The sequence below is a fragment of the Paenibacillus sp. GM2FR genome (assembly GCF_002803325.1).
In the GTDB taxonomy this organism is placed as follows: domain Bacteria; phylum Bacillota; class Bacilli; order Paenibacillales; family Paenibacillaceae; genus Paenibacillus_AQ; species Paenibacillus_AQ lautus.
This window is the reverse complement of sequence record NZ_MKZM01000008.1, coordinates 405,302-427,169: the sequence shown is the minus strand read 5'-3', so window position 1 is coordinate 427,169 and position 21,868 is coordinate 405,302. Positions and strand designations below refer to the sequence as shown.

The 21,868-nt window shown below is 46.1% G+C and carries 27 protein-coding genes and 1 tRNA gene; 5 read left to right on the top strand and 23 right to left on the bottom strand.

What is annotated here, in order from left to right; genetic code table 11:
• Positions 1 to 24: 24 nt before the first annotated feature.
• A complete protein-coding gene (locus tag PAEVO_RS02075; RefSeq protein ID WP_100539292.1) occupies positions 25 to 579 on the bottom strand; it encodes a copper amine oxidase in 555 nt (184 codons plus the stop codon).
• A gap of 251 nt (positions 580 to 830) precedes the next feature.
• On the opposite strand from PAEVO_RS02075, the gene PAEVO_RS02070 reads away from it, so the two are divergent.
• On the top strand, positions 831 to 1,568 hold the full coding sequence (locus PAEVO_RS02070; RefSeq protein ID WP_100536067.1) for an MBL fold metallo-hydrolase: 738 nt from the start codon (positions 831 to 833) through the stop codon (positions 1,566 to 1,568).
• 62 nt (positions 1,569 to 1,630) lie between these two features.
• On the top strand, positions 1,631 to 1,864 hold the full coding sequence (locus PAEVO_RS02065; protein WP_100536066.1) for a DUF3892 domain-containing protein: 234 nt from the start codon (positions 1,631 to 1,633) through the stop codon (positions 1,862 to 1,864).
• A gap of 86 nt (positions 1,865 to 1,950) precedes the next feature.
• Here PAEVO_RS02065 and PAEVO_RS02060 read toward each other — a convergent pair whose 3' ends face one another.
• Together PAEVO_RS02060 and PAEVO_RS02055 are read right to left on the bottom strand one after the other, a co-directional pair.
• Positions 1,951 to 2,394 carry a GNAT family N-acetyltransferase gene (locus tag PAEVO_RS02060; RefSeq protein ID WP_090912986.1) on the bottom strand — a complete coding sequence of 148 codons (444 nt, stop codon included), beginning with the start codon at positions 2,392 to 2,394 and terminating at the stop codon, positions 1,951 to 1,953.
• Positions 2,395 to 2,741: 347 nt separating this feature from the next.
• Positions 2,742 to 3,005, bottom strand: a complete 264-nt coding sequence (locus PAEVO_RS02055; RefSeq protein WP_100536065.1) for a hypothetical protein — start codon at positions 3,003 to 3,005, stop codon at positions 2,742 to 2,744.
• A gap of 135 nt (positions 3,006 to 3,140) precedes the next feature.
• On the opposite strand from PAEVO_RS02055, the gene PAEVO_RS02050 reads away from it, so the two are divergent.
• Positions 3,141 to 3,213: transfer RNA gene (locus PAEVO_RS02050), tRNA-Val, on the top strand.
• 165 nt (positions 3,214 to 3,378) lie between these two features.
• Here the strand turns inward: PAEVO_RS02050 and PAEVO_RS02045 are convergent.
• Positions 3,379 to 3,633: a hypothetical protein gene (locus PAEVO_RS02045; protein WP_100536064.1), complete on the bottom strand. Its 255-nt coding sequence runs from the start codon at positions 3,631 to 3,633 to the stop codon at positions 3,379 to 3,381.
• Between the two features lie 66 nt (positions 3,634 to 3,699).
• Between PAEVO_RS02045 and PAEVO_RS02040 the strand changes: the two genes are divergently transcribed.
• Complete coding sequence (locus PAEVO_RS02040) at positions 3,700 to 3,945, top strand: helix-turn-helix domain-containing protein (protein ID WP_347708095.1); 246 nt, start codon at positions 3,700 to 3,702, stop codon at positions 3,943 to 3,945.
• A gap of 431 nt (positions 3,946 to 4,376) precedes the next feature.
• Positions 4,377 to 4,787, top strand: coding sequence for a YhjD family protein (locus PAEVO_RS02030; protein WP_100536061.1), 411 nt, complete (start codon positions 4,377 to 4,379; stop codon positions 4,785 to 4,787).
• A 135-nt stretch (positions 4,788 to 4,922) separates the two neighbouring features.
• On the opposite strand, the gene PAEVO_RS02025 is transcribed toward PAEVO_RS02030, so the two are convergent.
• The 19 genes from PAEVO_RS02025 to PAEVO_RS01935 all read right to left on the bottom strand — a co-directional run bounded on the left by PAEVO_RS02025 (position 4,923) and on the right by PAEVO_RS01935 (position 21,841).
• Complete coding sequence (locus PAEVO_RS02025) at positions 4,923 to 5,537, bottom strand: N-acetylmuramoyl-L-alanine amidase (protein ID WP_100536060.1); 615 nt, start codon at positions 5,535 to 5,537, stop codon at positions 4,923 to 4,925.
• A gap of 49 nt (positions 5,538 to 5,586) precedes the next feature.
• Entirely contained in the window at positions 5,587 to 5,865 is a 279-nt protein-coding gene (locus PAEVO_RS02020; protein WP_100536059.1) for a phage holin family protein, read from the bottom strand.
• A 17-nt stretch (positions 5,866 to 5,882) separates the two neighbouring features.
• On the bottom strand, positions 5,883 to 6,266 hold the full coding sequence (locus tag PAEVO_RS02015; protein ID WP_100536058.1) for a hypothetical protein: 384 nt from the start codon (positions 6,264 to 6,266) through the stop codon (positions 5,883 to 5,885).
• A 124-nt stretch (positions 6,267 to 6,390) separates the two neighbouring features.
• On the bottom strand, positions 6,391 to 10,854 hold the full coding sequence (locus PAEVO_RS02010) for an LPD38 domain-containing protein (RefSeq protein ID WP_100536057.1): 4,464 nt from the start codon (positions 10,852 to 10,854) through the stop codon (positions 6,391 to 6,393).
• A 12-nt stretch (positions 10,855 to 10,866) separates the two neighbouring features.
• Positions 10,867 to 11,088: an aggregation-promoting factor C-terminal-like domain-containing protein gene (locus PAEVO_RS33650; protein WP_165789604.1), complete on the bottom strand. Its 222-nt coding sequence runs from the start codon at positions 11,086 to 11,088 to the stop codon at positions 10,867 to 10,869.
• Between the two features lie 170 nt (positions 11,089 to 11,258).
• Positions 11,259 to 12,905 carry a hypothetical protein gene (locus tag PAEVO_RS02000; protein WP_100536055.1) on the bottom strand — a complete coding sequence of 549 codons (1,647 nt, stop codon included), beginning with the start codon at positions 12,903 to 12,905 and terminating at the stop codon, positions 11,259 to 11,261.
• 85 nt (positions 12,906 to 12,990) lie between these two features.
• On the bottom strand, positions 12,991 to 13,335 hold the full coding sequence (locus PAEVO_RS01995) for a hypothetical protein (RefSeq protein WP_100536054.1): 345 nt from the start codon (positions 13,333 to 13,335) through the stop codon (positions 12,991 to 12,993).
• 5 nt (positions 13,336 to 13,340) lie between these two features.
• Positions 13,341 to 13,832, bottom strand: coding sequence for a hypothetical protein (locus tag PAEVO_RS01990; protein ID WP_100536053.1), 492 nt, complete (start codon positions 13,830 to 13,832; stop codon positions 13,341 to 13,343).
• Positions 13,833 to 14,150 (bottom strand): hypothetical protein, encoded by a 318-nt coding sequence (locus PAEVO_RS01985; protein ID WP_100536052.1) that lies wholly within the window; start codon positions 14,148 to 14,150, stop codon positions 13,833 to 13,835.
• A gap of 67 nt (positions 14,151 to 14,217) precedes the next feature.
• A complete protein-coding gene (locus PAEVO_RS01980) occupies positions 14,218 to 14,718 on the bottom strand; it encodes a hypothetical protein (protein WP_100536051.1) in 501 nt (166 codons plus the stop codon).
• A gap of 57 nt (positions 14,719 to 14,775) precedes the next feature.
• Entirely contained in the window at positions 14,776 to 15,444 is a 669-nt protein-coding gene (locus tag PAEVO_RS01975; RefSeq protein WP_100536050.1) for a hypothetical protein, read from the bottom strand.
• 12 nt (positions 15,445 to 15,456) lie between these two features.
• The gene (locus PAEVO_RS01970) at positions 15,457 to 16,776 is read right to left on the bottom strand and encodes a hypothetical protein (RefSeq protein WP_243390610.1); all 1,320 of its coding nucleotides are present in this window, start codon (positions 16,774 to 16,776) and stop codon (positions 15,457 to 15,459) included.
• 80 nt (positions 16,777 to 16,856) lie between these two features.
• Positions 16,857 to 17,414: a phage adaptor protein gene (locus tag PAEVO_RS01965; protein WP_100536048.1), complete on the bottom strand. Its 558-nt coding sequence runs from the start codon at positions 17,412 to 17,414 to the stop codon at positions 16,857 to 16,859.
• A gap of 329 nt (positions 17,415 to 17,743) precedes the next feature.
• Positions 17,744 to 19,408, bottom strand: coding sequence for an SGNH/GDSL hydrolase family protein (locus PAEVO_RS01960; RefSeq protein ID WP_100536047.1), 1,665 nt, complete (start codon positions 19,406 to 19,408; stop codon positions 17,744 to 17,746).
• Positions 19,395 to 19,976 carry a phage adaptor protein gene (locus PAEVO_RS01955; RefSeq protein ID WP_100536046.1) on the bottom strand — a complete coding sequence of 194 codons (582 nt, stop codon included), beginning with the start codon at positions 19,974 to 19,976 and terminating at the stop codon, positions 19,395 to 19,397. Before PAEVO_RS01955 ends, PAEVO_RS01960 begins: the two co-directional genes overlap by 14 nt.
• A 31-nt stretch (positions 19,977 to 20,007) precedes the next feature.
• Positions 20,008 to 20,421 (bottom strand): head fiber protein, encoded by a 414-nt coding sequence (locus PAEVO_RS33410; RefSeq protein ID WP_133120295.1) that lies wholly within the window; start codon positions 20,419 to 20,421, stop codon positions 20,008 to 20,010.
• A complete protein-coding gene (locus PAEVO_RS01945; RefSeq protein WP_100536045.1) occupies positions 20,393 to 20,608 on the bottom strand; it encodes a type I restriction-modification enzyme R subunit C-terminal domain-containing protein in 216 nt (71 codons plus the stop codon). Before PAEVO_RS01945 ends, PAEVO_RS33410 begins: the two co-directional genes overlap by 29 nt.
• Positions 20,595 to 20,807 carry a hypothetical protein gene (locus tag PAEVO_RS01940; protein ID WP_100536044.1) on the bottom strand — a complete coding sequence of 71 codons (213 nt, stop codon included), beginning with the start codon at positions 20,805 to 20,807 and terminating at the stop codon, positions 20,595 to 20,597. The genes PAEVO_RS01945 and PAEVO_RS01940 overlap by 14 nt, the downstream gene beginning before the upstream one ends.
• Before the next feature lie 74 nt (positions 20,808 to 20,881).
• Positions 20,882 to 21,841: a Mu-like prophage major head subunit gpT family protein gene (locus tag PAEVO_RS01935; RefSeq protein WP_133120293.1), complete on the bottom strand. Its 960-nt coding sequence runs from the start codon at positions 21,839 to 21,841 to the stop codon at positions 20,882 to 20,884.
• Positions 21,842 to 21,868: the final 27 nt, after the last annotated feature.

The following is a 21,868-nucleotide window of genomic DNA, read 5'->3' as shown; positions in this document are numbered from 1 at the left end:
TTTCTGCCAATGGTTTTATCCCCATCAGTTGAGCGTTGTAATGACTTTTTCAGCAATTTTCACAAAATCCGAATCCGCTTTTACTTTTACATAAAAACCAACCGAATACTTACCTGTTGTTTTAAAATCGTACGTGAAGTCATAGGTTCGGAACCAAAAGTTATCCTTGCGGTCCTTCACAACCTCGGATTGAATATCCTTGATATTGCCCGAAGGATCCTCAATCGCTACTTTCACGGAATGAATATCGTTGTTTAAGCTGTCTACCTGGCTAAAAACATTGAATTTCAGCTTCCCCTTGTTCACGTTGCCGAATACAGTATCTCCTTTAAACAGGAAAATATGCACGTTCGGCTTGATGACTTGAACTTGTCCATTCGCGGGATTCCAATCTACAGCCCCGTCAAATTCCCGAACCGGCACATAGGTTTTGCCGTCAATTAAATATCCGCCATCCTTCAATTCATGACCGTTCAGCCAGACACGGACACGCTCATTGACGGAATCTGCAAACAAAAGGGTGCTGCCACCCATTAAAGAGAGCACTAGCATACATGCCATCACTTTTTTCCACTTCATAATAATCATTTCCCTCCATTGGCTCATCTTGTTGTTATATGTGTATACTACATGTCAAAAAACAAGTTGCGGACAATTTTGCACTTTGTGGTAAAATTTTTTCCTCATGCTTTAAGGTTTGTTCCTCTCACGAATTATCCTGCATTTCAGCCCCGATTCGATCATATAATCCGTGTAAATCCACGTGGAATTCGTTAAAATATACATTAGCATACTGGACTGCACATCAAATCATCAGGAGGTTTCATCCATTGATACTGAAATTGCAAATGCTTGGCACCGGCAGTGCGTTTGCCAAGAACTACTATAACAATAACGCACTGATCCATGACGGAAATTTCACACTGCTCATCGACTGCGGCATTACCGCTCCCATGGCACTTCATCAGCTAAATAAAACATTTAACGATATGGATGCCGTGCTTATCACTCACATTCATGCTGACCATGTAGGCGGACTTGAGGAGCTGGCTTTTATTATGAAAATGAAATACAACCGCAAGCTCCCGCTCTACATTGCTGAATCGCTGGTGGAACCGATATGGGAACATTCACTCAAAGGCGGCTTATATCAACAGGGACATATCTCCTCCCTGGATGATGTATTTGACGTACACCCTTTGAAACCGGGAGTAAAGGCCAATATTTCATCAGGGATCTCGGTAGAGTTGATTCATACGCAGCATATTCCCGGCAAGGACAGCTATTCGCTTTATCTGAATGACCGGATTTTTTACAGTGCTGACATGGTATTCGATCCTATACTGCTCAACCAATTGGTGAATGAGCGGGATTGTGAAGTGATTCTGCACGAATGTCAGCTGCAGGGCCCGGGCGAGGTTCATACGACACTGGATGAACTGCTGAGCCTCCCTGAAGAAATTCAGGAACGCACCTATCTCATGCATTACAGCGATGAGGTCGAAGCTTTCATTGGCAAGACCGGCATCATGGAATTTGTGGAGCAGCAGCGGGTGTACGAATTGTAGAACAATATAGAGGAATAGTTTATGAGGTTTCCCGGGAACACTAATGCCGGGAGGCGATTCATATGGATAATGCACAACAAGAAGTCGTAGGCGTCCGTAAAAATGGCGATGGCGACATCATCGAACTTAAACTGGATAACGGTAGTGTCGTTGACTACAAGACAGCTCAACAGATGGCCAAGAATAAAGAAATTAAAAACCTGAACGTATTCCGTGGACGTGACGGAGACGAACATCTTCGTTCCAATGCGGATGGCGATCCTAGCAACAACCTGGATAATTTGCCAAACTTTTAATTCATGCCTAAAAAGACCTCGAGTCGATACTCGAGGTCTTTTCTTTTTAGAACGATGGGATCATTAGCACCTTATAGTTAAGAAGCCTACAGTTCCTTTTTCATACGAACGTGGGGAATGCCAGCATCATCAAACGGCTCGTCCGAAATCGTTTCATACCCCAGCTTGCGATAAAATGCCTCCGCTTGCACCTGCGCATCCAGCACGGAATACTGCAGTTTCAATTCACGCGCCTGCGCTTCCAATGCCATCATGAGCACACGCCCTATCCCTTTGGAACGGAATGGCTTACGTACTGCGATTCGCTGCATTTTGGCGGAATCCTTATTGTAATAGGTGATGCGTCCGGTTGCCGCGTACTGTCCCTCTGATTTGATCAAGATATGATGCGCATCGGATTCGAGGCGATCGTAATCATCAATCTCCAGGTCAATCGGAACCTTCTGTTCAAGCACGAAGACATCCTTCCGGATATCCAGCGCCTGCTGCAACTGCTCTTCTGTTGATACATTTATGATTTCTGCTGCCATTTCAACACCTCTTTATGTAGAATCACTTCCTTGTGATAACGCAGATCGAGATATTATACAAAATAATCATTTTCCTGTATAGTATAAGCTAACGTTTTCTTGAAAGGAGCATGGCCTTATGGGCATGGGAACCACGATATTTTGGGCTGTTATCATCTCAGCCATCATCATCTACCCTATTTTTTGGGCGATCAAAAAAGGTTATTCCCGTAAATGGGATGAGGAATAGCATCGGCCGTTTTACAGCAAACCGTCAGCTTGCGAGCCGACGGTTTGCTCTGCTCATTGTTGAGCAAAAGATAAAGACATTGATAGGATCAATCTGTTACAAAACGTTACTGACCCCTTTATGGTTGGAGGTCGCGTAATGTATCTACCGAATCCATCGGCGGCACCGGCTCCAGTGCCCCGCTTCCCTGGTTAGAATAAACGTCCTGATCTACAGAACGGCCGTAAACATCGAGCAATACAGGCGCTGCAGGCCCATGCAGCGGCTCCAGCTGCACCGACGTTCTCTCCGGGATACTGCAACCGCTCCCCAGTACAGATACCCCCAGCAACGAGAGCACCAGTCCGGCTCGTTTGAAATAATGGGATTTCCCACCTGCCATGCCATTCACGCTCCTCCATTGGCAAAATCATGCTGTATTTAGTCTGAACCGGAATGTGATTTTTTATAACGAGAAAACCATTGACAGCCACATAGTCTGCTGGTAATATATGAATTACCTTTTTAAATATTTCATGATCTGTTAGCTCAGCTGGGAGAGCACTATCTTGACAGGGTAGGGGTCAGTGGTTCGAGCCCACTACAGATCATAGCTGAAAACCCTTGTGGCACTAAGCCGCAGGGGTTTTTCATTTTCCGGTATCACACATCACAACTGTCTCTTGGGGTCCCAATGGGGTCCACCTTCTTCGTGTTAAATCTTTAGTCATCCTAATAAAAAACAGCCCCGTAGTTAAATCTCAGGGCTGTAATTCTTATCTTAAGCATTTGCCAATCCGGATTCCGTTCTGAATAGCTGCTGGGAATACAAAGTTTACATCACGTCGAGTTTTTAAAATAAACAGATTTTCTATCCTATCTGTTACGTTCGTTAATTCAGGATACTCTCTTTTAATCTCATTGAGATACTCAACTAATTCGGTATAAATATCCTCTGTATGGGATTCACATAAATCCACTGTTTCTTCTAGTTTAGTTTCTTCTGCTATCGACAGCCATTCTTTTAACATTCGATTGACAACCCCCTCAACTGTTTATCTGGTTTGCACCTGATCTCTGTCGTGTTATAATTTTCTTTGAATCACCGTCCTTTGAAAGGGGAATTTTTGTTGGCAATATCCCGTGGGGATTGCCGACTACGGATCTTACTCAGTAAAGCAGGTATGACACAAGCTGATCTATCGCGAAAAACTGGATATTCTCCTCAACAGATTTCGAATTGGGTAAATGATCGCGAGAAGATGTCCTTTGAAGCTGCTGCTACAGTTGCTTATGTATTAGAGTGTCATATGGAGGAGCTTTACAAGCTTGTCTGGACTTGATCCGGTCGGCTCTCCTCGGTGAGATTCTATAGCTATAACTATACATTCTATTTCCTGATTCATCCATTGGTAAAATATTGCTAGGATATTTTTCCTATCACTTCATATTTCTCCACCACGATCCACCCAGCACCCTCTATACTCAAATTACTCTTTTCGGTGTAATATAATTTCACTCCATTGTCTGTAATGAGGTTGATATAGCATGGTGACTTGATTTCCCTCTCATATTTAGCAACGATCTCTTTGACTTGTCTATTATTTGTAACCGCTTCACAATTAAATGAGTAAGTTTCCATCCTGTGTCACCTCTGTTGTAGTATTGGCATTATATTACTACGAACATAAGTTCTTATCAAGGCTTGTTTTCACTTTCGCGAAAAGCTATCATGGAATATATGTTCGCATTTCAGAGGACAGGTGAGTGTAAAATGAGAATATCAGAGGCCATTACTAGCGAGGATCGCCACTATGTCAAACGTTATATGATCATATCTCTCGTCATTGCAGCATTCGACCGAGATAGTCGTTTCATCCAGCAGCAGTTGAAGACGCCGGGGCCTTATGTGGACATCATCAAGCTGGCGACGGAGAATGCATGGGCGGATTTACGAGATGTCAAAAAACACTTTTGGTTAAAAGGCATGAAGGTATACGAGGAAAAACGAACACCGCTTGGTATTATGGCGAAGTTTAAATGCAGAGGCTACGTGTCTTCATTGGAGCTTCGCTGGGAGTACATCTCAGCTGAAGCATCTGTCTTAATGCGCAAATACTTAGGGCTTGATGTAAGCCAATACGTCAATAAGTCTGTGTCCGAGGAGATCCAGGATAAATACTGATAAAATAAAAAAATGAACCCCACCAGCCTAAGCCAGTGGGGTCTTTGCTCTTATATCCAACGTGACATATTAGAGGGAGTTAATGTATGTTTGAGAATACATCACTCATTATGAGTATAGCCGCTCAACGATGATTTATACCTTCATGTCGAGCGTGGCGGTCTTGGTCTTATTATCGAATCCTATTGTTGCTCCCAGCGCATCACCCACAGCCCGCAGAGGAACATAAGTTACTCCGTTCTCCAGCTTGCCATCCTTAATCTTCTTTCCGTTTACGATAACATTCACCTTTTCGCTATCTAGTTTCACGTTATCAGCTCCCTTCAACTCCGCATTGACCCTGTTCTTAAAATCGATCCAGCCCGTCCATTTGCCATCATCATACATCAAACGTGGACAAATCTTCTTGCTCCAATCCCAATGACGTCTAAGTCGATCCACGCCCCAACCACGGTCCTTCAACATTCCAGCGACCAGCTTGACTGCATTGTCTAAGGTCTTAGCATAATTTCCACTTTCACAGATTTCGACCCCGATACTTGTTCGGTTACCACTTTTTGAGCCACTACCGTCACCTGCATGCCAAGCATTCTCGCTTAAGGGAATGCATTCAATTGCTTCACGCTCGTCCACCACAATATGAAATGAAGCTTGCCGCGGATTGGCTGGATTCGTCAACCAGCCACGCTCATTAGCTGCCGGTGACAAGGGATTTCCAGTATTATGAAGGGTTATCGTTGTCGGTACCATTCCATACCCAGGACGACGATTGCACGCCGTCCCCTTGGGTATATGATCTCTACGATAAATCACTTTGATCAGCTCCCTTTTTGCCTTGCTTGATTAGCTGATTGCCATAGACGGCAAAGGCACCGCACAGGATTCCTTGAATTACCGCCTGGACAGTGAAGCCTTGAATCAAGCAGGCAAACACTATAGCAACCACACCGACTAAATAAACAATGGACCAATTAGGGATAAGCGGTGTCTGCTTCAGCACATATCCGATAACCCAGCACGCGGCCACTACGACAAGCAGCCGTGGATCTATCAATTCGAAAATCATGTTCCACTCCATATAGATTTATCCTCCTATTAATTAATTGCAGCCAACTTAATACCAGCCCATACCGCGGTGCCGATCGCTACAGCGATACCGGATATGATCGCCCCGTAAAATGTACGCTTGAACCATTTCTGATCTTCCTTTTGGGTGTTTTGTTCAGCAATTGCTGCTTGTGCTGTTCTTAAGGCTTCATCCGCAATTTCCTTTGCCGCTTGTAGCAAATCAAGTCGATGATGTGCCGATTTAGCGGATTGATCAGCATTACGGGCTATCTCCCTCAAAGTCTCGACTGCTGCAGCCAAAGTCGGCACGACTTCAAGCGTCTTCTCGATCCTCGCGAGCTGGATCTGAATATCGACGAGCAACTTCGAATTATCATCTGACATGTCGCCCACTCCTTGTATAGTAGTCATTTCCTCGTCCCCCTATCTGTCTAAATATTAAAGAGCCCCTGGGTGGCCCAGGGGCAAAATAAAAACGCCTTACGGCGTGGATCAATGCAAGATGTTAGATCATACGACAACACCTCCTCGCAGATTAATAAGGAACCTTCCCACGAGCAAACTCATTCCCTCTCTCGGCCAGGCTATTGATGCGCTCTTGAAGCTCTCGCAGCTTATCGCGTTTCGCTTTGTTGCCCAAGTTCTTATCCTCCTGAACAGCTCGGATCTCTTTGCGAACTTCTGACATACTCTTACTGATTCTACCCATCTCTTTCCGGAGCGGGTCACTGTACCATTCTGGCACTTCGCGCAGATCCCGATCAGTGTAAGCCTGGTCCAGTTTCTCCTTATAGCGATAAAATTCAGTGGAGATGTCATTGCTGTATACGGGATCTGCTGTTACCTGTTGGGTTAATGTGCTTCCAATATCCCCGCCTGGTGATAACAACGGCTGCCCAAGTTGCCCCAACACCCCGGTATACTGCTTCACGAGGTAATCCAACTTTTTAGGACTTTGCTCAAATGGCGTCCCGTAAGTTTTATCCCCAATCCATCGGGCAATATCGGTGGTTTTTGTATCCGCCTGTAAGCCTGGAGATAGCCTTTCAAGATACCCCGGAACAATCGGAGCACCTGAGAATGTTTGATTGGCTGCTAGATCTGCAATCGGTCCGAGGATGGTGTCACCCATTGCTCCAAGCATCCGGTCAGTGAATCCCCCTTCTTTAAGAGCCCCTGAGATTCCAGGCGGAACGAAGTTTGTTCGAAGTTGGTCGGCAAAGTCGCGGAATGCCGCAGGATCCTCTTCGGCAAACTTGCGCATCAGGCGTTCTGGTAGATCCATGAACAGCGTGCCGAGTTCCTTTGGCTTGGCAATTCGAATGAACGTTCCGTCACCTCTCGGAATCAAAAGAAAATTATCTTTCACACGGTTGCTCATCTTCTGGTAATTTGGATCATCGTGGTTCACAGCATACATCACCGCTCCCGGAATGGTTAGAGCTAGGAAAGCTTTTGTTATCGCCTTCCTAGGATTGTTCTTGTACAACCGGACTATCTGATCAATCCCCTGTATGGCAGCGTTCATATAAGGGAATATCTTATCGAGCTCCGTGATCATTTTCCCTCGCCGCTTAAAATTGACGGTAAGGTCCTGTGCTTCAAATAAGGCGCTTCTCAGATCGTCAGATAACCCACTTTTGGATGCACGTTTAAACTCAGCCAAGCGAGGAGCGGATTCCACCGCATTCATGGCATTCTCTAGGCCATAAAACAATCTGGGGCCTAAATCCTGGAGTAAGCTTTTTGGCAGGACCGATCGCTTACTTTGTGCCAGCAGATTCCGATTTGCCGCGATCGAAGAGGAATGCCCGCCGCCAATCCGTTTATATTGTTTGTACAACTCTCCGTCTTTCATAATCTGAAACGCCGCGTCCGCCATATCAGCAACAAACCGCACAGGGTTATTGGTTGTTTTAGAAGCAATGTAGGCGTGGGGAATATCCCGGAAAAGGTTTCGCGTCAAACTAAACACGGGGTTTGCTCCGGTCGTCAACGTCTTCATCTTGTTTGTCACCCAGCCGATGGCATCCATCACAAGATTGCCTGCTTTAGGGCCAAGGGCAGTAATGGCATCCAGCAGCTGTGGATCATTTACCTTCAAGTGTGTCTGCTCACCATCAATCAATACTCGTACGATATTGTCCTTGTCCAGTGTGGTTTTACGCATAGCCTTATCAAAATCATCCGAGAACCGGGCTAGCACCTCATCCAACCCATCGCCATCCATAGACAGCTTAGTTAGATCATCCAGCCGTTCAGGTTGTTTGACGATCTCCAGAAAATCAGCGAATGCTTCAGGATCTTTCTCAATATGCTTGACCGCCTGCTGCATCACCTGATTACGCTTAGCCGTCTTCACAAAGGCATCCACATTCTCAATAATCGCTTCAATCGGTGAAATGATCTTCCGCTGGGACCCCGTCTTCTCATACTTCTTGACCGGTACCGATTGATTGCCGAATCCTTTTTTTGCTCGACTTGTTCCTCCACTTCGCTTTTCCAAAGGAGAGAAGTAACGCTTATTGGGAACATAATACGGATTCGCATCGAACCAAGCTTTGGCTTGCTCAGGTGATATAATCCCCGTATCAACGAGCCAGCTGTTCACCATTTGCTTGTTAAAGGCATATAACTTCTCTGCAGTCTCCTTAAACTCTGGAAATAGCTTCTCGTATTCCTCAACCTTTTGGGTACCGTATTCAGGAGTCCAGTTTAGTTTTTTGTCAAAAACCACTTCGCCCCGATCATCACGGGTAATAGCATGCTTATTAATCAGATAATCTTCGAAGTCCACATAGATCGACTTGCTTACTTTCCGAATCTGAGATTTTGTGGTGCTGCTCACACCCCCACGGACCGTCTTCGGTAAACCTGAAAGAATCTCTTTCAATGACTCACCAACAACCTTACCTTCACTGTCCACCAAGGCGTCCGTTACAATTTGACGAGCAGTCATATCTGCCCCACGGGTAGCCAGTGCCCGTTTATGAGTGCTCTCGGCAGCAGTCAACGGTTTATCCAAAACAACCTCCACCATCTTATCGAACTGATTCAAAGGGTGGAGATCGTCCACCAGATTCGTATATAGCCGGTCAGCTGCTCCTGCAAAGCTGACCGGTTCACGTTCCAGACGAGTAACCAGCTGGGACCGAGTATCATTACTGAGGGAATCATAAGGATTTGTTTTTCCAAAGGCAGATATCCCAAGACCATTATTTTCTTCGAACTGGCCAGGACGTAGAATCGGATCCGCGTTTGGATCAGACGTAACCGGCAAGGGATCTACAGGCGTGCTAGATCGTTTCGCCGCAGGTCTTCGCAGTAAGAATTCCGGGATGTCCAAAGAATCGGCAGAGCCTGTATCCGCCATAGCTGCTGTTTTCTGTGCAGTTTTTCTCGGTATAGGCGAGCTACCTTCCCGACGTAAATCCTTTAAGCGCTGGGTCACGATTGGCTCATCGGTTACATTCAGTGCAGGATCCATCTCCCTGATACTCCCCTGAAGATTATCCCTAACACCCTGATACGCTTGTAATTGATCATCGTATCCGACCTCTTGTCTCCAGGATGGGACAAAACCACTTTCATCCTGAAAGCCGTTATCTACGCGATCTCTGGCCAGTTGATATAAATCCTTATTGCTCGGTGCCCGGCCATTCACTTTATAAAACTCCTGATACCAAAGGGGATTATTAGATATTCGACCTGATCTCCCGACCACATCGCCTGCGGCATCTCTCTGCAAGTTGCCCTGCTCTACACCTTTTCGCGAGTCTCGGGATTCCTTGAGAAATTTATACTCCTCAATAACACGCTGCTCATACTGACTCTCCAGCTCATTAAGGGTTTGGTTAATCTGCCTTACTTCAGCTCTTCCAGCTTTGGCGTTAGCTGCTTGGGCTCTTAGACCAGGAGACGCCTCTGGCAATTCGAATGAATACGGATTTACGATCGGATCCGCCCCATAAGTATTCTGTGCCCGCGCTGCCGCTTCCCTCATTCGTGTTTGCGATCTAGGCTCCGGAAGTGCAAGAATCTCGGCAACTTCCTTCTCTGGAATACCGTTCTTCTTGAATAGCTTTGATAGGGAGCCCAATGCCATATCCCCTGCCGCACCAAGCCCAACGCCAAGCAGGGCATTTCGTGCAATCTCCTGATTACTGTCCTGACCTTGTACCAGACCAGCAGCCACGCCACCAAGCCCTCCAGTCATTGCCCCTTCAAGTCCGGTTCTTGCCAACCGGTCTGCTGTAGGCACGGACATGCGCGGAGCTACGGAGTTAATCCCACCCGACAAGGCCCGCTGTGCCTTTTGGCCAACATTCGTATTCAGGGCTTTACGCGCAACTTCAAGCGGTCCGGTTACTAGACCCTGCCCTTTTACGCCGGCAGCCGCTGGGTTAAAAGCAAGACCAGCAAAGCCGCCGATCGTGCCGGCAATATCAGCGATCTTATCAGCCGTCTTATTGCCGGTTGTTCCTGGTCTCGCAGATGGGGATCCGAGAACCGTTTCTGCTCCCGTACCAACAGCGCGAGTAACAAAGTTACCTGCATCATTTCCGTACCATAACCAGTTGTTAGCCTTGGCAAAAGGTTTAACAGAAATGTCGTATAGGTTCCCAAGGAACCCATCAGGGCGTTTAGCCTGAATCTCCTGGAGCCCCTTCTCATACTCCGACAAAGGAGCGGGAGCCGGCGGCCCCTGCACAGGCTTAAACTTGATACCGCTGTTCTGCTCCCAGGTCTTTTGTGCCGCCTTGTCTCCCGATACCCCCTTCATTAGGGAAGAGTTTAAAGGGTTAAAATCGGACGGTTTGAAGTCAGGTGTGGGCATCGTGATTTCAGGTTCCAGGGATCGATTGCGAATAGCATCGAATACGGAAGTCGAAGATTCCTGGGCCTCTGGCCTTGGAGAATACACACGATCCAATACACGCTGCTTAGCCTCCTCGCCTTGCTTCCTGCGGTTACGTATCATATCGAATTGACTTGCCATCATCCCACCGCCTTAATACCATTTCTTTTTATCCCAATGCTCAAGAGCTTTTACCGGATTACCGTATCTATCTTTAATGTATTGCAGGCCTTTAAGCGATTGCTGATATGGATCCTCCCAGTTCACGCTGCTGCCTCCATAGTTTTTCCGGGTCGAGTTAAGGAATTGAAATAACCCAGCTGCAGAAGACTTTGAATTCTTCGCTGCTGGGTTAAAGCTGGACTCTCTGGCCACGAGCTCAAGTGTGGGCTGCAGCCAGCTGCTAGGCAGGCCAAGGTCTTGAATCGCTCTACTGATTGAAGTACTGGCCGTGTTGTAGTTTTTCGGGTTGGCTTTGGCATCTCGTTCGGCTTTAAAGTAATTCTTGTAGGCCCCAACACCATTTGATGCGGTGGTGGGGCTACTCAGTTTCCCGACGAAGCCCCATACTTTTTCATAAATTTGTCGATCTCAGACTTGGTCATGCCGAGCGAATTCAAGATTTGATTAGTCTCTGCATCACTCAGTCCTGAGTCAACGACATTCAGGAACATCTGCTCACGTTTTGTCTGGTCCTTCGTGATCTGTGAACCTGATTTCGTTTGATTGCCAAACTCATCCGTAGTATAAACCGGATCTGTATACAGACTCTTCATGCTTTGCAACACCTGGTTAGCGGACAATCCACCAGAAGCAGTCTCACCAGATGGGTTAGACATTTCATAATCGAGCTGAGCCCAAGCCCGTGAGCTATCATCTTGGCTCAGGCCAATTTGTGCTTCGCGGTAGGCCTGTTGGTTCTGCTCCTGCAGCTCGGCCATCGCGTAGTTCAAGCCGAACTGACGAACATCCTCATCAAACTTCGCCCGCCATTGCTGATCGCTGATCGAATCCCTTGCCTTCTGGTAAGCGAATTCCTCTATCGTCAAATTATTGTTGAATGCCTGTTGCTGGGCCGCCATAGTCAATGGGGTGTTGCCATTCTGAGCCTGTCGGATGAGTCCTGACCAGTCGGACTGCGGACTGACCAGTCGCCCTGTTGCGTCCCATACGCCTCGAGCTGCGTCCCAATTTGCGGATTGACGTTGCATATCCATCTGTTGCCCTTGTAGAGTCCGCAATGCCGGATTATTCTGGCTAGCCTGTTTAGAGTTCACATCAGCCCCGTAGAAGCTAGGGTCTATACCAAGTGCCTGAAGCTGTGATCGGATCCCGTCAGCTTGTTGACTGAGCGCTGCTCGATCTTCACGCGATATCCCTTTGGTTTCCGCTTGGCGTTTCAGGTCCAGAAGATTACTGATCGCCTGCTTCGCTTCATTCGGAAGGTAGTTGCCAGTCAGCTGAGCTTCCTCAATCGGGTTCTGGAAGTACTCCTGATGCTGCAAGCCGTACAAGTTTCCAAGGTTAGCTAGTGTATCCTGCTGGGTGCCGTAATTCATTTGCTGGACCTGTAGCGACCGGTTAGCATCATCGTTATAACGCTGATATGCCTGGTTCATAAGCTGCGGGACAAGTGTATCCGCTAAGCTGGCCAGTGTCTTATCACCGATCTGCTGCTGGACTAACTCACTATAAGAAGATTTCCCTTGCCCCTGTGCCCGGAGTACAGCGTTTGTGTCCACTTGTTGATCCGCTATATTTCTCTTGGCTTCCGCGAGCTGAGAGAGGTACGCCGGATCCGATTGCGGATTATATTCAAAGGGGTCCGGTGCTTTAAACTGAAAGCCGCTGTTGTTATTGATGAAATCATTCATTCGGTTCAGAGTGCTTTCTGTCGGGCTGGTGTATGGCTTAGGCGTATTGGTGGGCTGCGGGTTGCTCTTAACGTTACTAGCTGCCTGAACAAACGGACTAGTTGTCTTTTGCATATTCATGTTTCCTGCTGGGCTGAAGCTGTTCCAGGCGTTTTTGAAGTTCTGCTGATTCGTTAAAGCCGTACCCTTGTTGTTGTAATCAGCTTGCATGAAGTTTTTGCCGTCTACCGTAACGTATCCATTGGAGTAGCCGATCCTGCCATTATCCACGCCTTTGCTGTTCAGCCCTTGCCTGATGCCATAATCATAGGTTGCCATAACACACCTCCATTTCTTCACATAAGAAAAGGACCCTCGATTGAGAGCCCATAAATAGAAAGAGAGTCCAAAGGGACTCCCGTTTTTAACTAGATAATTTTTGGGTAATACTATCCAGGTTCTGTTTAGCGTTATTAACTTTACCCGGGGTCATCTCAGTGCAATTATAACGAGCCTCTAAGCTCTCGTTATAAAGTGCCTGATACTCGATAAAAATAGTTCTTAGATGTTGGCGAATATTTCTAAATCGAATTGAATGCGTTTCAGAGTGAATCGCTTTGTCCGCCAACTTCTTCTCGACCAAGTGAAGCGCTGTGTAAAAGTAAAGAGTTACGATCCAATCATTCGGTACTTTATCTAGAGTGATTAAGGCCGTTGCTACCTCAAGATTGGATGTAGATTTATCCTGATGCTGCTTACAATCCGGCATGGAACTTACGCCCTTTCTAAAATTTGCTTTGCATTTTTAGGGAGCGAGTCCACTGAAAAGCGGTTTAAGATTGAATAACGGATCTCAAAGTACTCATCAGGATATGCATCAAGCAAATCCAGTTGCACCTCTGCAATTAAATTGCTCAAGTCATCTCTATCTTCCTCGAAGACAACCAAAAAGACATGATCATTACCAGCAGGATAACAATAGACTTCTTTAGCATTTGGAAGATTACAGAGTTTTTCCCCAATCAGATCCATCATTTCAACCTCACCACCCACATTATCATTATGCGAGTCAGTATTGGTTAATTCCATAAGATCTAAACTCATCAGATCCTTCTCGTCGTTCTTTATGATGAAATTGCCATGGTTGCTGATAGATGAGATCTCGGTGTGCAAAGTTACTCTGGCTCTAGCTCCTATAACCTCCCACTCCTCAACTGATGGACCATTATGAGCAGCGTAGTCTTTTACTGCGTTATCGCTTGTCATTTATCTGTCACCGTCCTCCCGACAGTTCTCAAATATCCATTTAGCGAGCTTTAGTGCTTGGCTTTGATTCATAGTTACTGAGAATTTCTTTTCCCGTTCAACCAATATTTCATGTTCCCCATGGCTGAATACGACATTAAGATCGTTTCTTGAGTCAAGATATCTCTCTTTTAATGTGTAGGGCATCAAAGTCTCTTCACAAAAATCGATAACTACCTCATTATAAGGACTCACAGTTGTCAGGGTTGTATTGGCATAAGCACGAACATAGTCCTTACTTTCAGTGTCAATGTATTTGAGAATTCTCTTCTCTTGCATATATTTACCACCTATCAAAGGTTTTGAATTATACTATACCATTATTTAGGGGCTATTGAAAGACTTCTTATTCGGCTTCTTCTAGTAGTCTTTCCAGATCAGCAAGCTTTTGTACTTGCTTCTCTAGTTCCTTACTCATCAAATTCAACTCAATTTTTTGGGTTGAAGGCTCAATCCCTTGAGCGATTAAATTATCGACTTTTATCTGCAACGATTCGACCATATTGGACACACGGTCCACAACTGCCTTCTGATCCGCTATTTTTACATTAATCTCAGCAGTACTACTGGTACTAAGTTTATCAGATGCCGTATCTTCATTTGCGCCCAATGAAATAACACCTCCGGTTGTTGATACGACTTTTCCTCCGAGTCCTTCGGTTATTTCTCTTACAGGGGCAAAACTCTTCCCTTGAATGATAACCGCTTGACCTATAACTGCACCGTCCACTTTAACATTCATTTGGCCATCTACTTTTTTACCTTGGTAGTTGATGCTAGCACCAAACGCTTGTGCAGAGACCATGATTGCTGCCCCGACTATTAAACCAGCCACGAATTTTTTCATTGCTATCGACCCTTTCATGCTTTTGCAGTCATTATAGCAGGAATAATCAGGAAGACGCTATAAATTCAAATCTTCGGCTAAGGATCTTCCAGTTGTATTGTTAATCAATGAGCTCCAATCTATCACTCTAACTTGAGGCGCATATAGCTCAATCGTCCCGTTGGTTGATACATTTATGTCTGCATAATTACTCGTAAATGAAAATCTATTGTCTGAAGGATCGTAGAAGATATAAGAGTCTACTCCATTTGTACTAAACCTTACAACGGGCGAAAGTCTCTCAACAGGACTGTACACCTGAATGAAACTATCTCTGCTCTTATACGCCCCTATCATATTTTCCGTATTGCTCATTTCCACAAAAGGAAAGGAACCATAACTGGTGGCAATATATGAGCCGAATATTTCTACGGACTCGATAAGACCAGCCACGATATGGCCAAGATTCGCGGAGATCGCTGACAGCTCATTCACTGTAATCTTATCCGCCGTAACTGCGCCAACTTGAATCTTTTCTGCCGTAATTGAATTAGCTTTTAGATTCTTTGTCTCTATGCTGTTAGCCCGGATGTTGTTGGCGTCCAGATTGCCGTTCACAAGGAACTCCAAATCCTTCGCCATCTTAGCAACAGTGTTGGCCAAGTCTTTGACATACCCGAGTATCACACCAATGTCTTGGGTATCTGGTGGTCCACTGATCCGAGGAGTATCGCTCCAAATTGACACGCTATCAACCTCCTAGTATAACGGCAGCTGCCGCGTTTGTCTTGTAAACTCATGTATCCTAGCCCAGCCGGTACCGGAGAATCTTACGCGGATCCAATTTTCACGTGCGAATTTGGATACCGGTATGATTACTCTTCGTACTTGTGGCGAACTGTTGCCGGAAATCGACTGAACCAGCGTCCAATCCTCTCCGCTAATTGAAGGAGAGAGATGGATATCCATGCTCCCGGTCAACTCTACGACCATCCAAAGTTTATACCAGCGCATCTTCTGAGCGATGGACCCGCCGTTGAAGGGCTTCGTTGTAGCCGACCATCGAATAGCGCTCCCTACATCTGTTGAGCCCTCTAAAAGTAGAATGCGTCCGTAAGCATCTCCAATGTATAGTTTGTTCTGCATGGACGTAAACTGCATCGCATGAATGCCCCTCCAGATACTCCACGCTTGTACGCCAGGCCTCGGATCGTAGACCAACATTCTATCTGGTGAGAGGTTGAAATATAACTTCGTACCATCCGAACCTGCGACACTCATATCCGTGACCCCTGTCACGAATTTCCCAATGATATCCGAAAAGGATTTATTCGGCAGTACGCCGCCACCATATTCGAATATCCCGACCTTGTGCATGAAGCGCATAAACCCTTCTTGGGTAATGGCGCTCTTATGGTTGGATACCCCCATATCTTCGGTAATCAACTTGGTTGTGAAGTCTTCAGGAAGCGCCCCGTATAATTCATGAAGACTGTTCGGCATGCCGATCGTCAGTTTGGTCAAGCTCCCTGTCAGCATATTGATTTGCTCGCCGCGGGTGGACTCCATTTGTCGCCGGTAGCTATCATCCTTATTCCCAGTGAACTTATCCCATCTATCCGGTTGGTCCAATGCACAGGCCCAAAGCTCATTATCCACAGCGCACCAAAGCCGGTTCTGGTAGGTAGTCATGTACTTACCGTTGGAAGGAGCTCCGCTCAAATTTGACACAGTACTGCCGTCATACTTCTTCACCGGATCCACGCCATTGCAGCCGATTAAGTTCACATCCGAAAGGTTGTTCCCTTGGAAGTTAGTAAAAGACCAATCGGCCCATGTATTTAGACCACTTGCCAGTGTCGCCCAGGATGACCCGTTCCAGCGTCTCCAGGTCCCATCGTTGAATACTGCATGCAGCTCTCGATCTTTCCATACCCCCATACCGAGAACCATTGATCCGAATCCTCCGAGAATAGAATAACCCGGTCTCGTCGAAACAGCCGGGTAATCATCACTTGTCATATTCTCCATATCGGTGAAAAAGTTATCCGGGATAGATAACGCATCAAACGAATTCAAGCCCTTAAAATCTCGAATAGTGATTGGTTGCGACAATCCCGGTAGAGCTTGATAGTTCGGTTGATTATATTGAACTGGTTTCATTCCGAATCACCCGCTTGATAATTCTGCGCTGCCACATTCCACGCAGCCTTATACTGACTTTCATAATTGGCTGCCTTCACGCTATCATCTTGTGTGTGCGCCAGATAGGCAGCCAAAGCCGGTATATAAGTCCAATGGTATTCTTCAGGGGCGTCTGGAACGGCGTCCAAATTACTCGCGATAAAAACCGTGGTTCCGATACGGCGATATCGCAAAAATCCCTGCAGATCCGTGTAGGGTGCAGGGAACAAAGAAAGCGTATGAGATTGGTCATCGAAGGTATATGCGTTTTGAGTTGGTGTGACATCTTCTCGATCGAGACTTTGATATTGGTACAACCCAGTCAGGACCTTGTCGATATTCTTTTGCCTCACATCGGTAGGAAGAACATACTCATTCTGTGCAGCGACACAGTCGAATCGGGCTATCTTGGGGACCTTGACGACATTAAAGAAATCCTGATTTATCGCATTGAGATGAAGAACTTTATCCGAAATAGCTACTTCGTTAGGGACAAGTAAGTCTGCTTGGGCAACGATTTCACCGATGTTCATGGCAGATCTCCTTTCACACCAAATTACACATCCGTTACAAGTTTACTTAATGTACAGTTCCGTCCAACTGTGACTAGATATTGTGCATTTAACCTTTTCTCACTACTCCGGTCCCGGCACATTTCTCACAGTCATGAAAAATATCTTCATGCCCGGTTCCCGCACAATTCTCACATATTTTTTCGTCTTCTTTCAAGGAATAATTTTCAGTTCCATATAAATATTTGTAAAAATTCTTTAATCTCATAACAATACCCAAGACATTCACCTCAAAAAATTATTACCGTTATTATACCCTGATTATTTCCAAGATTAAAGAGATGTAATATTTATGTCTTAAAAACAAACGCTGAAACAAAGTTATTATAAGTCCCTCCTGCCCCGGGTGTGGTTGAATCTGTACGAAGAAGTTCTAGAACGTATAACCCGAATCCAAGGCTATCCGATATAAGTGTCTCAACATCATATACAAATGTCGCATTGTAAGAGTCCAGGGTCGCGACGACCGCACCGTTTAATCGAACACTTATTACAGTGCCGCTCGAAGATTTCGGATGTAGAATGTACAATTTCAATCCCTTTTTCGAACAGAAGAAAGGAAAACGTATATAAGACCCATCAGCAACCCCACCGGTGCCGCGCAATATTATATTCCGACCGTAAAATTGTCCAGCATCAGTATAAATAACGGTCGTATCAGTGACTACAAATGGGGATGAGACAGCAGGTATAGTAACTCCAGATGAAGCGTCAGGGAAAATCCAAAACTTTTTCAATATAATGTGTGACAAGTACGCGTAATACCCATCTCCAAAATGTACCCCATCCGGTAATAGGTTTATGTCTGAAACAAATCTTTCTTGATATACAGTGGCGACTTCCTTTTCCAAGTCTACGAATTCCAGGTTAAACTCTAATGCGATAGCTTTTAATGCCTGGTTGTATGGCTTAATCTTTTTGCTTTCAGTTGCACTAGTAAGGTATGGAGTCGTCGAACAAAGAACAACACAAATACCGGCTTCTTTTAACGCTGTAATCACGCTTTTCATATTTTCTTTGAAAGTATAGACAGGAACAACCGTTCCGAGACTGCTACCTTTGCAATCGTTAATACCAAACATTACAACCGCAACGTGTGGGGATTCAGCAAGAACCTCCTGAACATTTGCTATTGCCTCGGGCGATCTCCATCCCGTATGCCCTTTATTAACGACGTTAATATTGTTATTCCCGTATATAAGTCTTAACTTGGACTGTAGTTCTGCCGGATACGGATTCGCGACTTGTACTCCTGTACCGACCTTATATCCAAATGTAATGCTGTCTCCATAACAAACAATCTTAGTTGGCTGCCCCTTTGTCATGAGATCCATTACTGCCGATAAGCTCTTCGCAGCTATGATCAAATTAGTTTCGTCTAAGCTTGTTTGGTTCGCTTTTTCCGCCAACTGTGCAGTAATATCTGCGATGGCCTGTTTGTCAGCAGGGCTCATCAGACCACTTACGGTCTCTGTTGCCACGGGAATCGGATCGCTTCCGTTTCCTGTGTGTTCAGTTCCGTGCAATCCAGGCGTAGCCGTTCCGGTAGCTGTAACCCTTACTTTTTTACTCACTGGATCCGGAGTGATCGTGATCCCGACTCCACCTTCGATATCAACGGCATCTTCCTTAGTAGACGCCCCTATGCCGTTGATCATCGAGAAAGCATTCTGATTCACTTCTGCACCGGACTCGATTCCATTTATCTTTGCCTGGTCAGTCCCAGAAATAAATCCAGCAGGACCGTTGGGTGTCGCCAAGGCATGTGCAGACCCTCCCGTACCAACATGTGCTGATAACTTAGCATCGGAATACTCCTTCGCATTCTGTTCAGCCTTGTCTGCTTTTTGCTGTGCACCTCCAGGCGTTTCCCATTGGGGATGAGCCTGATCCGCTATATCTTCACTTGTGTCACGCCAAGGGAATCTACTTCTCATGGTCTCACCATCTTTCATTTATCGAATAACGCTCCCAGCCTGAATTAGCTGATTGGTAGTCACTCAGGAGCTGCTGATACTTAGCGTCATACTCCTGCGCATCTCTACCACTGGTGATCTCTCGCAAGACACCATACACCAGAACCATATCGTAATCCGGATCGAATCCAGTAGGCTCGTGCATATCCGTTAATCTCAGTTCAGGAAGTACTGGAATATGGAATATTTTTAACCCCATCACGTAATCCTCTTCTGGAGTCGGGACCAGTCCCAACACCCCTGCCTGGAAATAGTAATAAGGCTTTATTGACCGCTGATGAAATTGCCGAAGGGGGATCCTGCGCCACTCTCCGTCCCACATGATGTCTACATCCACAACATTACCCATAGGGCACGGTAGAACGTATTGTGCTTGACCTGCCTTGATATCAATGCCGGTGCACACCGTATCAGATTGCTGCTGTGCACCGCCTGGCTGCCGGATTAATCGATCCCTGACCTGAGTTACCTTCCGGACAATGGCGGCGGGAGAGAGGAAATTAGGAGCCTTTTCGGCAATCTCCTCTACCACATCTTTTAGCAGCATACCTCACCACTCCTCATATAGATTGTGGCCACTACGTTGTAATTACACCTGCAGTGCGCAGCTTGGCCAGCAGAGCATTGAAATCTGCTACAAGTCCGGCCACATCCGTTGCAGTGCTGTTCGCTTGCGCTGGAGCTTTTGAACCTGTCAATTTGGCATCCAGTGCCGTTTGCAGCCCGGTGATATTGGCCACCGCATGGGTATGGTTTCCGGCAGCTGCTGTGCTGGCCGTCGTACCGATCGTTGGCGGGAAGGTAGAAGGCTTTCCAGACACATCTGCCCAGGCTACCGTCACAGGTCCTCCGCCGCCTCCGATGTCGATCGGATCCCCATCGGCGTCCAGGAACACGATATAACTTGGGTACCTTCCGTGAGGCAGATTCGGCGCATCTACAGCAGGGATGACTTGATAGAAATCAGGCATTCTCGTGTTTGGTATCGGCATGATTATCACCTCGGTTATTAGATTCCTGCTTGTTCAGCTGGTTAAGCAGTTGCTCCAGTAAATCATTCGTTCTATTCTGATTAAATTCCGGCTCGTTCAGCCGTTCGAGTAATTGCTCCAATATTTCATTGGTTCGCTTCTGTTCGGAATAGATGCCATTCAACGCATCCAGTTCATCCCTGTACACAAGCATCACCACTTGTAAGTTCCGGATAATCGATATACTTCACCTGGATCCACGGGATGAAGGTCTGCTTCCCCCGGTAATTGGATATCACCACACCGAACTCATCAACTGTATGCAGTGTACGATTCTCTGCAGCATTACCGTCTTTCGTCCAGACAGTTACCTTACTACCGATATGATCAACAATGTTGGGATTCATGGTTCATCACCTTTCACTTGTTTTTATCTATTGGTAAAAATAAAGGCGGGAGCTCCTATGCCCCCGCCGTCGGATTATTGTACTTCGTGACCGTAAATGAAGGAGTAGTTGATAAAACCATACCCCCATCTGCCGATTGCTTTATGCTTGGACACCTCAGTATCAAAGTCGGTCATTGTGCCGTTATCAACCTTACGACGCCATTGCCAGATATTGAACTCCTTCAATCTTGCGGAATCTGCAGCGAACCAGTTTTTACGCTTCGAAGGATTGATGAACGGATTAACGATAACTTTGATATGACCTTGATACATATTCGCGTCAAAGTGATTGCTACCAGGCTCATACGATGGCAATTCTTTGTCTGGAAGGCCAGCAATCTTGAAAGCGGCACGCGCATTGTACGGAGCAACAATCAAGGTATCAGGAATAACAGCCATCGGGTTCCCTTTGTCGTCTACCCATTCCTGCATAGCCACAGCCGTTTCATCCCAGGAGTCAATCGTAAGAGGTTGGTCTCCTTTATTGGATTGCACGTCCTTACTATTTTTCGGGCTGTATGGATGCGCATCGGACACCAGTGGTTTACCGTCCGGACCAATATATGAGTCCGTCCGCCCGCGCCAGTTTGGACCTTTAGCAACAAAGGCGTTGTTAAGGAACTCGACCGCTTGGAGCTGCTGTGTCTTATATACGGCATCGGCAAGGGATGTGATCCGGCGCTTAATTTCGGTTAGCTTCAGATCATCGATAAAGTCTCGTTCGATAATACGACCATCAGAGAACTTACGGTTCTTGACAACCTTCTCCCACAACTCATCGATGTCTTCATAAAATACCTGGTTGTTCGAATGGCCCCATTCTTCCATCAAGCCCTCGCCGCCAGCGCCAGCATAGGACTCTCTATCCTTGGTCGAGTTGGTTACGTTATACATCAAGGGAATGTAGTCCTTCTTATCCTTCATGGCCAGGGAGTACAATTCCTTATAGATCGGTTCAAGGACTTTCGGGTCCCATCTGAGTTTCGTTTGCATAGAGTAATCCTCCTAATCTCTTATGAT

What these genes read in the sequence shown, in the direction of transcription:
- PAEVO_RS01940 (WP_100536044.1), bottom strand. Translation starts at nt 20,807, where the DNA reads ATGAATCCCAACATTGTTGATCATATCGGTAGTAAGGTAACTGTCTGG.
- PAEVO_RS02045 (WP_100536064.1), bottom strand. Translation starts at nt 3,633, where the DNA reads ATGTTAAAAGAATGGCTGTCGATAGCAGAAGAAACTAAACTAGAAGAA.
- PAEVO_RS02010 (WP_100536057.1), bottom strand. Translation starts at nt 10,854, where the DNA reads ATGGCAAGTCAATTCGATATGATACGTAACCGCAGGAAGCAAGGCGAG.
- PAEVO_RS01965 (WP_100536048.1), bottom strand. Translation starts at nt 17,414, where the DNA reads ATGAACATCGGTGAAATCGTTGCCCAAGCAGACTTACTTGTCCCTAAC.
- PAEVO_RS01935 (WP_133120293.1), bottom strand. Translation starts at nt 21,841, where the DNA reads ATGCAAACGAAACTCAGATGGGACCCGAAAGTCCTTGAACCGATCTAT.
- PAEVO_RS02020 (WP_100536059.1), bottom strand. Translation starts at nt 5,865, where the DNA reads ATGGAGTGGAACATGATTTTCGAATTGATAGATCCACGGCTGCTTGTC.
- PAEVO_RS02000 (WP_100536055.1), bottom strand. Translation starts at nt 12,905, where the DNA reads ATGGCAACCTATGATTATGGCATCAGGCAAGGGCTGAACAGCAAAGGC.
- PAEVO_RS01955 (WP_100536046.1), bottom strand. Translation starts at nt 19,976, where the DNA reads ATGCTGCTAAAAGATGTGGTAGAGGAGATTGCCGAAAAGGCTCCTAAT.
- PAEVO_RS02065 (WP_100536066.1), top strand. Translation starts at nt 1,631, where the DNA reads ATGGATAATGCACAACAAGAAGTCGTAGGCGTCCGTAAAAATGGCGAT.
- PAEVO_RS02030 (WP_100536061.1), top strand. Translation starts at nt 4,377, where the DNA reads ATGAGAATATCAGAGGCCATTACTAGCGAGGATCGCCACTATGTCAAA.
- PAEVO_RS33410 (WP_133120295.1), bottom strand. Translation starts at nt 20,421, where the DNA reads ATGCCGATACCAAACACGAGAATGCCTGATTTCTATCAAGTCATCCCT.
- PAEVO_RS01980 (WP_100536051.1), bottom strand. Translation starts at nt 14,718, where the DNA reads ATGAAAAAATTCGTGGCTGGTTTAATAGTCGGGGCAGCAATCATGGTC.
- PAEVO_RS02055 (WP_100536065.1), bottom strand. Translation starts at nt 3,005, where the DNA reads ATGGCAGGTGGGAAATCCCATTATTTCAAACGAGCCGGACTGGTGCTC.
- PAEVO_RS02060 (WP_090912986.1), bottom strand. Translation starts at nt 2,394, where the DNA reads ATGGCAGCAGAAATCATAAATGTATCAACAGAAGAGCAGTTGCAGCAG.
- PAEVO_RS02015 (WP_100536058.1), bottom strand. Translation starts at nt 6,266, where the DNA reads ATGACTACTATACAAGGAGTGGGCGACATGTCAGATGATAATTCGAAG.
- PAEVO_RS01990 (WP_100536053.1), bottom strand. Translation starts at nt 13,832, where the DNA reads ATGACAAGCGATAACGCAGTAAAAGACTACGCTGCTCATAATGGTCCA.
- PAEVO_RS02075 (WP_100539292.1), bottom strand. Translation starts at nt 579, where the DNA reads ATGAAGTGGAAAAAAGTGATGGCATGTATGCTAGTGCTCTCTTTAATG.
- PAEVO_RS01995 (WP_100536054.1), bottom strand. Translation starts at nt 13,335, where the DNA reads ATGCCGGATTGTAAGCAGCATCAGGATAAATCTACATCCAATCTTGAG.
- PAEVO_RS01960 (WP_100536047.1), bottom strand. Translation starts at nt 19,408, where the DNA reads ATGAAAGATGGTGAGACCATGAGAAGTAGATTCCCTTGGCGTGACACA.
- PAEVO_RS02025 (WP_100536060.1), bottom strand. Translation starts at nt 5,537, where the DNA reads ATGGTACCGACAACGATAACCCTTCATAATACTGGAAATCCCTTGTCA.
- PAEVO_RS01985 (WP_100536052.1), bottom strand. Translation starts at nt 14,150, where the DNA reads ATGCAAGAGAAGAGAATTCTCAAATACATTGACACTGAAAGTAAGGAC.